Source organism: Apilactobacillus micheneri, from assembly GCF_002993975.1.
Lineage (GTDB): Bacteria > Bacillota > Bacilli > Lactobacillales > Lactobacillaceae > Apilactobacillus > Apilactobacillus micheneri.
This window is the reverse complement of record NZ_POSO01000004.1, coordinates 59,340-71,782: the sequence shown is the minus strand read 5'-3', so window position 1 is coordinate 71,782 and position 12,443 is coordinate 59,340. Positions and strand designations below refer to the sequence as shown.

Annotated in this window: 15 protein-coding genes and 1 pseudogene; 10 read left to right on the top strand and 6 right to left on the bottom strand. The window is 27.8% G+C overall.

From position 1 onward, the window contains the following. Positions 1-328: 328 nt before the first annotated feature. The 10 genes and pseudogenes from C7N41_RS06360 to C7N41_RS06315 all read left to right on the top strand — a co-directional run bounded on the left by C7N41_RS06360 (position 329) and on the right by C7N41_RS06315 (position 8,470). Positions 329-1,362 (top strand): annotated as a pseudogene (locus C7N41_RS06360) (methionine ABC transporter ATP-binding protein). Next, the gene (locus C7N41_RS06355) at positions 1,355-2,047 is read left to right on the top strand and encodes a methionine ABC transporter permease (protein ID WP_318530576.1); all 693 of its coding nucleotides are present in this window, start codon (positions 1,355-1,357) and stop codon (positions 2,045-2,047) included. The pseudogene C7N41_RS06360 and the gene C7N41_RS06355 overlap by 8 nt, the downstream one beginning before the upstream one ends. 12 nt (positions 2,048-2,059) lie before the next feature. Next, positions 2,060-2,881 (top strand): MetQ/NlpA family ABC transporter substrate-binding protein, encoded by an 822-nt coding sequence (locus C7N41_RS06350; RefSeq protein ID WP_105964858.1) that lies wholly within the window; start codon positions 2,060-2,062, stop codon positions 2,879-2,881. A gap of 115 nt (positions 2,882-2,996) precedes the next feature. Continuing rightward, the gene (locus C7N41_RS06345) at positions 2,997-3,368 is read left to right on the top strand and encodes a GntR family transcriptional regulator (protein WP_105964857.1); all 372 of its coding nucleotides are present in this window, start codon (positions 2,997-2,999) and stop codon (positions 3,366-3,368) included. Next, the gene (locus C7N41_RS06340) at positions 3,361-4,236 is read left to right on the top strand and encodes an ATP-binding cassette domain-containing protein (RefSeq protein WP_157944985.1); all 876 of its coding nucleotides are present in this window, start codon (positions 3,361-3,363) and stop codon (positions 4,234-4,236) included. The genes C7N41_RS06345 and C7N41_RS06340 overlap by 8 nt, the downstream gene beginning before the upstream one ends. Beyond that, positions 4,226-4,963 carry a hypothetical protein gene (locus C7N41_RS06335; protein WP_105964855.1) on the top strand — a complete coding sequence of 246 codons (738 nt, stop codon included), beginning with the start codon at positions 4,226-4,228 and terminating at the stop codon, positions 4,961-4,963. The genes C7N41_RS06340 and C7N41_RS06335 overlap by 11 nt, the downstream gene beginning before the upstream one ends. A 19-nt stretch (positions 4,964-4,982) precedes the next feature. Continuing rightward, positions 4,983-5,738, top strand: coding sequence for a hypothetical protein (locus C7N41_RS06330; protein WP_105964854.1), 756 nt, complete (start codon positions 4,983-4,985; stop codon positions 5,736-5,738). Positions 5,739-5,811: 73 nt separating this feature from the next. Beyond that, complete coding sequence (locus tag C7N41_RS06325; RefSeq protein ID WP_105964853.1) at positions 5,812-6,912, top strand: D-alanine--D-alanine ligase family protein; 1,101 nt, start codon at positions 5,812-5,814, stop codon at positions 6,910-6,912. Between the two features lie 92 nt (positions 6,913-7,004). Continuing rightward, positions 7,005-7,544, top strand: a complete 540-nt coding sequence (locus C7N41_RS06320; protein ID WP_157944984.1) for a DNA-3-methyladenine glycosylase I — start codon at positions 7,005-7,007, stop codon at positions 7,542-7,544. Between the two features lie 95 nt (positions 7,545-7,639). Continuing rightward, complete coding sequence (locus tag C7N41_RS06315; protein ID WP_105964851.1) at positions 7,640-8,470, top strand: helix-turn-helix transcriptional regulator; 831 nt, start codon at positions 7,640-7,642, stop codon at positions 8,468-8,470. Positions 8,471-8,502: 32 nt separating this feature from the next. On the opposite strand, the gene C7N41_RS06310 is transcribed toward C7N41_RS06315, so the two are convergent. The 6 genes from C7N41_RS06310 to C7N41_RS06285 form a co-directional block, all read right to left on the bottom strand. Continuing rightward, positions 8,503-8,958, bottom strand: a complete 456-nt coding sequence (locus tag C7N41_RS06310; protein ID WP_105964850.1) for a universal stress protein — start codon at positions 8,956-8,958, stop codon at positions 8,503-8,505. 17 nt (positions 8,959-8,975) lie between these two features. Next, positions 8,976-9,263: a hypothetical protein gene (locus C7N41_RS06305; RefSeq protein ID WP_105964849.1), complete on the bottom strand. Its 288-nt coding sequence runs from the start codon at positions 9,261-9,263 to the stop codon at positions 8,976-8,978. Then, positions 9,260-10,528, bottom strand: a complete 1,269-nt coding sequence (locus tag C7N41_RS06300) for a replication-associated recombination protein A (RefSeq protein WP_105964992.1) — start codon at positions 10,526-10,528, stop codon at positions 9,260-9,262. The genes C7N41_RS06305 and C7N41_RS06300 overlap by 4 nt, the downstream gene beginning before the upstream one ends. A gap of 37 nt (positions 10,529-10,565) precedes the next feature. Next, positions 10,566-11,039: a YueI family protein gene (locus C7N41_RS06295; protein ID WP_105964848.1), complete on the bottom strand. Its 474-nt coding sequence runs from the start codon at positions 11,037-11,039 to the stop codon at positions 10,566-10,568. Positions 11,040-11,155: 116 nt separating this feature from the next. Then, a complete protein-coding gene (gene rpsD, locus C7N41_RS06290) occupies positions 11,156-11,764 on the bottom strand; it encodes a 30S ribosomal protein S4 (protein ID WP_105964847.1) in 609 nt (202 codons plus the stop codon). A 195-nt stretch (positions 11,765-11,959) separates the two neighbouring features. Beyond that, a complete protein-coding gene (locus tag C7N41_RS06285) occupies positions 11,960-12,430 on the bottom strand; it encodes a GAF domain-containing protein (RefSeq protein WP_105964846.1) in 471 nt (156 codons plus the stop codon). Between the last annotated feature and the right edge of the window lie 13 nt (positions 12,431-12,443).

Below are 12,443 nucleotides of genomic sequence, written 5' to 3'. Positions count from 1 at the left end.
TTTATTGACTTTGTAAAATATTATTTGTATACTTATTAAAATTTGATGAAAAGATGAGTAAATAATTAATGAATGAATAAGAGAGCTTTTTAATGCTGAGATAGAGCCTTTCATTATTATTGAATATGGTCTTTGTTTTATCTTTATTAACGAGTTTTAAACAAATTAATAATGTTTAGCAAGCATTATTTTGCCAAGTATAATATACTTATTGAGATTATTGTTGTGAGACAATAATGAACAAAGGTGGTAACACGAAGCTCTTCGTCCTTTACTATTAACTTAGTAGAGTGCGAAGGGCTTTTTTATTTATGAGGGGGTAAGTTTATTGATAAAATTTAAAAATGTTTATAAAAAATATAAATTAGATAAAAGTATTTTAACGGCTGTAAATGATGTTAATTTTGAAGTAGATGATGGGGAAATTTATGGTATTATTGGCTATTCTGGAGCTGGTAAAAGTACATTAGTAAGAATTCTTGATGGTTTAGAAGCACCTACTTCAGGTTCAATTGAAATTAATGGAAAAGATATATCTAAATTAAGCAATAAGTCATTAAGGGAACAAAGAAAAAAGATTGGAATGATTTTCCAACACTTTAATCTTCTTTGGTCTAGAACTATTATCGAAAATGTTGAATTACCATTAGAAATATCCGGGATTAGCAAAGCAGAAAGAAGGAAACAGGCAGAGGAATTTATTAAATTAGTTGGCTAGAAGGCCGTGAAAATGATTATCCTTCTGAATTATCTGGTGGTCAAAAGCAAAGAGTAGGTATTGCAAGAGCATTAGCTAATAAACCAGAAATACTAATATCTGATGAAGCTACTAGTGCCTTAGATCCTCAAACTACTGATGAAATTTTAGACTTACTTTTAAAAATTAATAAAGAATTAAATTTAACTGTCTTATTAATAACTCACGAAATGCACGCAATTAGAAAAGTTGCTAAGAAAGTTGCAGTTATGGAGGAAGGTAAGATTGTTGAACATGGGGATGTTTATGATATCTTTCAAAATCCTAAACAAAATATTACTAAACGTTTCGTAAATGAAGATAATCCAGCTTCTTCAGGTGAACTTAACATGACGGTTGATGATATCTTGGATAAATATCCAAATGGAACTGTGCTTAAATTATCTTTTAAGGGCAACCAATCACAACAACCAGTTGTTTCTAATATGATGCGTGAATTTGATACTTTAGAAATGAGTATTATTGAAGCTACTATTCATCAAACCCAAAGTGGTTCAATTGGATCACTAATAATTCAACTATTGGGTAGTCCGAAAGATCAAGATAAAGCTATTGAATATTTAAATTCATTAAACATTGAAACTGAGGTGATCAACCGTGGATAATCAAGGAATTCAATCATATTTTCAATTAAAAAATGTTAATTGGTCAGCTATGAGACAAGCAACCTGGGAAACAATTTGGATGACAGCATTATCAATGATTATTGTCGCAATTGTGGGTATTATTTTAGGTTTACTTTTATTTGAAAGTCATAATAAAAAAGGCATTGGATGGAAAATATTAAACTGGATCATTTCCTTTTTTGTAAATGTATTTCGTTCAATTCCATTTATTATCTTAATTGTATTATTACTCCCATTTACAAGAGATTTAGTGGGGACAATTATTGGTCCTAAAGCTGCGATTCCTTCATTAGTAATTTCTGCAGCACCATTTTATGCAAGAATGGTAGAAGCCGATTTTAGAGAAGTTGATAGTGGAGTTATTGAAGCTGTGAAATCAATGGGAGGAACTAATTGGGATGTCATCTTTAAAGTTTTACTTCCTGAAAGTACACCTGCATTAATTGCTGGTGGAACTGTAACTGCTATTTCATTAATTTCTTATACTGCAATGGCTGGAGCTATTGGATCAGGTGGTTTAGGATATTTAGCATACCTAGATGGTTTCCAATCCAACAATAATACGGTCACTTTAGTTTCAACTGTGATTATTTTGATCATTGTTTTAATCGTACAGACTATTGGTGATTTAATAGTTAAGAAAACTGACAAACGTTCATTATAAGGAGGATTAATTATGAAAAAAATTGTATCCTTCGGTTCAGTAATAATTTTATTTATTATTTTATTATTTTTAGGACCTGGTAATTACAAAGCTAAAAATACTTTAAGAGTAGGAGCTTCTAACATTCCGCATGCTGAAATATTAAGGCATGTAGAACCTATCTTGAAAAAAGAAGGTATAAAACTGGATATTGTTACATTTCAAGACTATGTATTGCCTAATCGTGCTTTAATTGGTAAGCAATTAGATGCTAATTATTTCCAAACACCAGCATTTTTAGATCAATGGAATAAGCAAAATGATGCAGATCTAGTAAATATGGGCGCTGTTCATTTGGAACCAATTGGAATTTATTCTAAGAAGGCAAAAAGTTTATCTCAACTAAAAGATGGATCTAAAATTTTGGTAAGTAGTAATGCTCCTGATTACGGACGAATTATTCAATTATTCCAGCAACAAGGTTTAATTAAAATCAAAAAAGGTGTTAATATTTCTCAAGCTACTTTTAGTGATATTACTTATAATCCTAAACATTTAAAATTTCAAACAGGCTATGAGCCTAAAATTATGCCATTAATTTATAATAACGGTGAAGGTGATGCAGTAGCTATCAATTCTAATTATGCTGTACAAGGTGGTTTACAACCTGATAAGCAATCTATTGCGCTACAAAAGGCAACTAAAGACTCTCCTTACAACAATATTGTAGCTGCTAGACATAATGATCGTAATAATCGAGAAATTAAATTATTAGTTAAGGCTTTACAGTCTAAGTCAACTCAAAACTGGATTAAAGATAAATATAAGGGTGCAGTTTTACCTGCCGAAAAATAAATAATCTTTTATGAAGTACTCATTTTTTGAGTGCTTTTTTTATTGACAAAGTTATTTAGCATATATATAGTTAGTTATATAAGCAACTAACTAAAATTGCATTGGAGGTGCTTACATGCAATTTGACTTTCAAAGTCCGGAACCCATATTTTTACAAGTTTCAAATCAAATTGAAGATGCTATTTTTACAGGGGCTTTTAAAGAAGGAACTCAGATTCCATCAACTACAGAAATATCGAAAACATTTCAAATCAACCCAGCAACTGTACTAAAAGGGATGAACCTTCTAGTTAACAATAATTTATTAGAAAAACAAAGAGGACGTGGAACATTTGTTACTTATGGAGCTCAACAAAGAGTAATTAATGAACGTCGAGAACATTTCTATCACGATTATATATTGAATTTAATCAATGAATCTAAAAAATTGCATTTATCTAAAGATGACATATTGGAATTAATAAAGAGGGGTTATGACAATGGATAAACTAGAAATTAAAAACTTAAATAGGAATTTTAAATTTGGTAAACAAAAGGTTTTAAAAAATATTAATGTATCTTTTTTATCTAATAAGATTTATGGATTATTTGGTGAAAATGGAGCTGGTAAATCCACTTTGATGAGCATCATTGCTGATTATAATTTTCCAACTAGTGGAGAAGTCTTATTAGACGGTGAAAATGTTCACGATAATGATAATGCACTATCAAAAATTTATTATATGAATCAAAATAATATGTATCCTAAAAATGAAAAAATTAAGAAAATATTTAAATTAACTAAAGCAATTTATAAAGATTATGATTCTCAATTACAAGAAAAATTGGTAAACGAATTTAAATTAAACATTAAATTACGTTTTGATAAGTTATCAACTGGATATAAATCAATTGTTAAAATTATTATTGCTTTATGTGTACCATGTAAATTTGTTATTTTAGATGAACCTACTTTAGGCTTAGATGCCAGGAATCGTGATATATTTTATCGTGAATTAATTGAAAGTTACAGTGCAAATCCTAGAACTTTTATTATTTCTACACATATTATTGAAGAAATTGACAAGTTAGTTAGTGATGTTGTTATGATTGATAATGGTAAAATCGTTTTAAATGATACGGCAGATAATATTCGTTCAAAAGCATACTCAGTTAATGGCCCTATTGACTTAGTTAGTGATTATACTAAAGATCTGTCAGTTATTGGGAAAGAAGAATTAGGCCAATATGTAACAATCGATGTTATGGGATCATTACCTAATAAAGAAGTTCCTAGTGGTGTTAAAATAACAAAAATTGAATTACAAAAGTTAATTGTTAATTTAATGAATAAGGATGGTGCTAATGATAATTAAAGAAACAGCACTTTATAAAAATATTATGAAAAGATATTTTTTATATACACTTATTTACATGGCCATATTATTCTCGATTAATATCTTACTGAATCGTATGAGATTATTAGAAAACTTGAGTCAAATAAAAACTACCTATTTATCATTTATAGTTGTTATGATTTGTTTTAATTATTATTTATTTAAACTTTCAATTAACTTTGGGATAAGCAGACAATCTTTATATAAAGTTAAATTATCATTATTATGTTCAATTGCTTTTATTGTTAATATTATTACATTTTCAACTAATCTATTAGTATATTTTTTTGATAAGAAAGATTTAAATTCATTTTATATTGGTCTGTATTACGGATTCTTTCAAAATAATATATTTGATTTTACTTTTATGTTTGTTTTTGGAATCATTTTTACATTTTTTATATTTATTATTTTTAATACATTAGGAACTTTATTATCACTTTTGGGGGTCGTTGGTAAAATTATTTGTTTAGTTTCTATTTATGCAATGTTTACTTTGCCACTTATGTTAATAGGTATTTACCATGATTTTATCAGTACAGATTTTAGTGTTATAAACACAATTTTTTCGATTGTTACCGGAATCCATACTTCTAATAATAAATGTGGAAATCCAATTAATATGTTAGTAACTTTAATAATAATAATTATTATTATGTTATTTATTAATTATAAATTAACTAAAAGATATCAAATTAGAAGATAGTTTAAGGAGGTTATTAGTTATGAAAGAAAAAGCGTTGTTTAATTCCATTAGCAAAAGAAATTATTTTTGGGCGACTTTAATTGTATTATTTTTTTTATTATTAGATATAATTTTTAGTGGTAGTTTATCTGATGGATTTTTAAATAACATAAAGTCTTTTCCAACTATTTTAAATTTTTGTTTATTAATTTTGTTATCTAGAAATTATGATACTTTTAAGATTGCAATCCAAAGTGGAATTAATCGTAAAAAAATTTGGAAAATGAAGATTTGGCTTATTTTATCATCAGCAATTATTGTAAATATATTTAATTTTATAATTCAAATGATTAGATTTAATATAAACGATATTTCATCTAGCGATTGGTTTTTTAATAATTATTATAATTTCTTTAGTAATAATATTTTGAATATTATTTTTATGTTTATTACTGAATTTACTTTGGCAATGTTTTTAATGATGTTAGTTAATACTTGGGGCAGTTTTATGTCACTATTTAATCGAATGTGGAAGACAATTATTTATGTTTCCATTATTGGGTTATTCATTGCATTTGGGATTAGTTTAGATCAAACGGTTATTTATAATATTTTTGATTACTTAATATTTAGTCATAGTAATAGCATTAATAATTTCTTTCACTTAATTCTAGGTATTAGCAATGACGGCAGTAATAACAATCCTATCATTTTAATCATTACATTAATAGTTTTCACAATTATACTTTCGTTTGTTAATTATAGTTTAACCAAACTACAACAAGTAAATAGATAAATAATTGAATACAAAATTTTTTAAAATATGATATACTATAGTTTCAAAGATTAATTATAGGACGGTTATAAAAATGGCAAATAAAACACATTTAGCACTATTATTTGGTGGAGATTCATCAGAACATGATGTTTCAAAACGTTCAGCACATAATATTTATGATGCAATGGATAAAGAAAAATATGATATTAGTTTATTTTTACTTACTAAGAAGGGTATTATCTTAAGTAATGAGGCTTCTCATCGTGTTTTCAATGGTGAACCAGAAGATGATGTTGTAAAAGAAGAAATGTCTAAATTAGATTTTTCAGATCCTTTGGCACCAATCAAAAATCTATCAGAAGTTAAAGATATTGATGTATTTTTCCCTATTATTCATGGTAATTTAGGTGAAGATGGTACTATTCAAGGTTTATTAAGACTATTGCATAAACCATATGTTGGTAGTGGTATCTTAGAATCAGCTATGGGCTTTGATAAAGACATTACTAAAAAAATGTTAAATCTTGCAAACGTTAGGAATACTAATTATCAATTAATTACTCCTGATAATAAAGATGAATGGTCATATGCTAAGTTGCAAGCAAAATTTGGCGATGTAATTTTCTTAAAGCCAGCTAACCAAGGATCATCAGTTGGTATTCATAAGATTACCAATGAACAAGAATTTGAAGATGGCTTAAAAGATGCATTTAGATATGATTACAAAATTCTTGCTGAACAATCAATTGATGGTCCAGAAGAATTAGAAATCTCTATTTTAGGTAATGAAAAACCTATTGCTTCTAAATTAGGTGCAATTAGAGTTCCTAAACAAGATAAATTCTATACTTATGACAATAAGTTTGTTGATGCTAGTCAAGTTATTTTTGATATTCCAGTAGATGTTTCAACAGAATTATCTGATGAAATTACTGATATGGCATTAAGAGCTTATAAAGCATTAGGCCTTAAAGGTATGGCTCGTATTGACTTCTTAGTATCTAAGGACGATGTACCATATCTTGGAGAGGTTAATACTCTTCCTGGATTCACTAATATTAGTTTATATCCACAATTATGGGAATCATCTGGTATTAGCTATACTGAATTGATTGATCGATTAATTGATTTAGCATATGCTGAGTTTGATCGTCAATCTAATATTATTCATGATTTTAAACCATTATCATAATATTTTTAAAAGTACTCATTTGAGTACTTTTTTATTTTGAATCATTTGTTAAATAATATTCGTATATTATGAATAATGGGAGGGGACAATTTTTGGTTGAAAGATGTGATTGGGCAAAAGATAATTCAAAATTATTAATATATCATGACAAAGAATGGGGAGTTAAAGAAACCAATAATCGAAAATTATTTGAAAAACTATCCCTTGAAATTATGCAAGCGGGGTTGAAATGGACATTAATCCTAGATAAAAGGAACGAAATTATAAAAGCCTTCGATGATTTTGATATTGAAAAAATTTCTGAATATAGTATTAATGATATTAATCGTCTAATGAGTAATAAAAATATAATTAGAAATCAAAAAAAGATAGAAGCAATTATCTATAATGCAAGAATATGTAGATCCATCGATTTAAAGAAATTTATATGGGAGCCATTTAATTATAGTAGGTTGGATCATTTACTACACACGGGTGATTATAAATATATAGATTCTTTTATATCTAAATATGTTTTGCAATTTAAAAGGAATGGGTTTAAAAGAATTGGAAATAAAACGTTATATTCCTTTTATCAAGTAATTGGTGTGATTAATGATCATGAATTAAAATGTTTTTATCATAATCGATAAAAAAGTGTTGATTAAAAATAACAAAGGGGTATTATAAGTAAGTAAACATACTTACGAAAGGGTATACAACAAGGTGTATACATAATTTAATCACCATGCAGAAAAGTGGCGCATTAATAAAAAAGTCCAGGATTATTATGGGCATTACGCAAGTCGAATTAGCTAAAAGAACCAATTGTACTCAAACTACTATTAGTAATATTGAAAATGGTAATCATAAGACTGATATGCATACCATTTCATTAATATCTGATATATTAAATATTCCAATCGAAAGTTTTTCTAATGATACCTTTCAACTTACACATCGTAAATTGGATAAAATTTATGAATATATTTTAGACGGTAAATTAGATTCTGCTAAGCATTGTTTGGATGGAATTATTGCTTTTAATATTGATGATACTATTACAAAAGGTAAATATTATTTTTATAGTGGCTATATTACTTTTTATCAGCAAAAAGATTATGTTAAAGTAATTCCTTTAATGTTAAATGCATATTACTGTTTTTATAAGGATAAAAAAAATCTATCATATTATGTTTGGACATGTAGCTATCTTGCTAAATCATATTATTTAATAAATAGTTATGATGAGTCTAATTATTATATTAATAATGCATTAACAATTATTCATGCAGATGATAGTATTGACCATTCTCTGGAACATATAAAAGATGCTTACAATATGTTGCATTATGTTTTATGCAAAATTAAGAGATTTAAAGATGCAAAATGTATATCTAATTTAATCGAATACCGAGAATTAGCCTTTATTTCAAACTTTGAAATTATTTTAAGAGATCATAAAAGAAATAGACCTGATGATGTTCAATTTAATAACTTATGTAATTATATATGTAGTTTAGGAATAAAGTTACCAAATAATTTTCAAAAACTTGTTGAAAAACATAATTTAGAATAAATAAAAAAGCTCAAATAAATGAGCTTTTTTATTTATTCTTTATTTTGTAAATCTGTTTTTACCATTAGAACATCACAACTTGCTGATCTTGTTACATATGAAGCTACGGAACCAATTAAAATTCTTTCAGTCATATTCTTACCGTTAGCACCAATCATGATTAAATCCGTATTAAATTTTTTGACTAAATCTTTTGCAATAATTGATTTTGGCATTCCATATTCAATAACATAATCAACATTTTTAACTCCGGAATCAATTGCTGTTTGTTTATATTTATCTAATGTCTTTTTTGCATCAGAGGTTAATTCATCTAACATTGATGTATCGAAAGTGGCTAAATCGTTAAAAACTCTTGTATCAATAACATGTGCAATGTGTAAGCTAGCATTGTTTCTTTTGGCTACTTCTACTGCTTTATTGAAAGCTAATTTAGAATATTTTGATCCATCAATTGGAACTAAAATTTGTTCGTAGTTTTTTAACATATTATGCACCCCAATATTTATTTTTGTGGTAGAAATTTAATTAATGTTAATTCCATCACTAAGGACATTATACAACTAATGATTAATATTATGATAATAAATGGAATGCTATTTATTATTATTGATATTAAAGATAATATTGCTAAACCAATAAATATTAGACCGTAGTTTTTAACCATTGAGCTTAATAAATTGTTATTTTCAGGATGAAGTAACATGAATGGTTTATTACGATGCTTATATAGATATATCCCCATTATTGATAGGATAATTGTAAATATTATCATCAAAATTATAATAATCATTTTGATCCTCCATTATTTTGTCTTTGTGCATTGATTAATTTTTCATATTGTATTTTATATGCAGTTTCAATTTTTCCATTACTCTTTGGTTCATAATATTCATCATTCTTTATTTTATCGGGTAAGTATTGTTGCTTAACCCAATCATTTGGATAATCATGAGCATATTTATAATCAATGCCATGGCCTAATTTTTTGGCTCCAGAATAGTGTGAATCTTTTAGATAATTAGGTATTTCTCCATAGTTACCACTTTTAATACGTTCAATAGCACTATCGATAGCTTTAATACCAGAATTAGATTTAGGTGACAATGATAGTTCAATAATTGTATCTGCTATTGGGATTCTCGCTTCTGGTAACCCAACTTTATTTGCTGCATTAATAGCTTCAACAGCTCTAGCACAAGCAGGAGGATTAGCCAATCCAATATCTTCATAAGCAATAACCATTAATCGACGGCTAACAGAATTTATATCTCCAGCTTCCAATAGCCTAGCTGCATAATGTAAGGCTGCATTTACATCGGATCCACGGATAGATTTTTGAAATGCTGATACTACATTATAATGAGCATCACCATTTTTATCTTGAGTTAGAGCTTTCTTTTGTAAACATGCCTCTATATCTGATAATGTTATTTCTACTATACCTTCATTATTGATTTTGGTAGATTTAGCAGCTAATTCTAAAGCATTTAATGCACTTCTTAAATCACCATTTGTACTATTAGTTAGAAAACTCATGGCATCGTCATTAATTTTTATATCCATATTACCTAGTCCATCATTTTTATCCTCTAATGATCTTTTTATTGCATTGTGAATATCATTAGAAGTTAGGGGATAGACTTCAAAAATTTGAGTTCTACTTCTTATAGCAGGATTAATATTTATATATGGATTTTCAGTAGTTGCACCAATTAAAATAATATTTCCGCTTTCTAATAGTGGTAACAAAAAATCTTGTTTGGTTTTATCAAGTCGATGTATTTCATCTAAAAGTAATACTACAGTACCTGACATTTTTGCTTCTTCAGCAACTATTTGCAAATCTTTTTTAGTATCAGTGGCAGCATTTAGTTGTCGAAAGGCATATTTTGTAGAACCAGCAATTGCGCTTGCGATACTTGTTTTTCCGGTTCCAGGAGGTCCATATAAAATCATTGATGATAAGATTTTGGCTTTAACCATTCGATTAATAATTTTTCCCTTACCAACTAAATGTTGTTGACCAACCACATCCTCAATCTTTTTGGGTCTCATTCGATAAGCTAAAGGATGCAAATAATCACCACCTTAATTATTTAAAAATATTTTTAATTTTATCCATAAATGAAGACTTTGAATCCTTTTTAATTGAATCATTTTTTTGTGAATCATTATTATGATTATATTTATTTTCAAAATCTATTTTATTAATATTAATGGATTGTTTATTAGCGTAAACAACACCATAATTTTCAGGTTCAGTTTTATAAAATGAATCAGTTTTTATAACAAATTTTATATTATTTTGTGAAGCTAATTTAATAAAAGGGGAAATTAAATCGTGTGATAAATTTCCATTTAATATTAGTTGATAACTAGAATTATTTTCAAATTCTTTATTTAAATCTTGAATGGCATTAGAATTACCTAAATCTTTTATTTTAATTGCAAATGAAACTCGTTCTCTAAAAGTTCCTAAATACTTTCTTTGTTCGTCTGGGTTTACTTTAGGAGTGCCTCCCATTGAAGACTGTTCTAATCTATCATTTACATTATTTTCGCTCATAATAAAACTCCTTTTTATTTGCACTTAATAAATGCCATTCTATCATTTATTAAATAATGGTAACAAAAAAGTGTTTTGCATAAGCAAAACACTTTCGATAAAAATGAAATATTGAATTATAGTTTGTTGTAGTATTCAACAATAAGTGAAGCATCAATATCAGCATTCATTTCATCACGTTGAGGTAATCTAGTGATTGAACCTTCAAGTTTGTCAGCATCAAATGATACGTATTGTGGACGACCAACAACGGCGTCAACAGCATCTTTGATGATTTGTAGATCTTTTGATTTTTCACGAACTGAAACAACTTGACCTACTTTTACTTCGTATGAAGGAATGTCAATACGTTTACCATCTACAGTAATGTGACCATGGTTTACTAATTGACGAGCTTGACGACGAGTGGTTGCTAAACCTAAACGGTAAACAACGTTATCTAATCTACGTTCTAGTAAAATCATGAAGTTATCACCGTGACGACCTTCTCTAATTTTACCTGCACGAGTAAATAATTTTGAGAATTGACGTTCAGTTAAACCATACATGTAACGTAATTTTTGTTTTTCCTTTAATTGAGTACCATATTCAGATAATTTACCACGACGACCTTGACCGTGATCACCTGGTGCGTAAGGGCGACGAGCTAATTCTTTACCAGTACCTGATAATGAAATACCAAGACGACGTGAAATTCTCCAACTAGGACCTGTATATCTAGACATAAAAATATCCTCCAATAAATTTGTTTTGGAGTAAAATAATCATTTATATACTTAGTATTCGTGCATATTGTTTTGCGATTTTCGCTTCAGCAGCCGTGAAGTTACTAGTAGGACCAATGTTGCGGCATCAATATGTTGACGAGCTTACCGTATATTGCTGCATTATTTTACACAAAAAGTATTCTACGTTCATTTTTATACTTTGTCAATATTCAAATGATTAATGAACACTTTTACAAATTCTCTTAATATATTTTCATCTTCTATTGAAAAACGATTTAAAATAGGGGCATCAATGTCTAACACACCATAATTCTTGCCATCTTTCATAATAGGTATAACAATTTCAGATTTGCTATCTGAATCACAAGCAATGTGTCCGGGAAATTCATTAACATTTTTAACTCGTTTTGTTTTTTGTTCTTTTAAAGCAGTACCACAGACTCCACGGCCATTTTTAATATGAACACATGCTACTTTTCCCTGAAATGGACCAAGAATTAGTTCATCATTTTGTTTATCATATAAATAAAATCCAGCCCAGCTGATATCTTTCATGCTTTGCATTAACAGTGCGGATGCATTCGCCATATTAGCAATATTATTATTTTCGTTACTTAAAAGTGCATCTAATTGTTTAGCAATCATTGATTTAATTTCGCTCATATTTACTACCTAC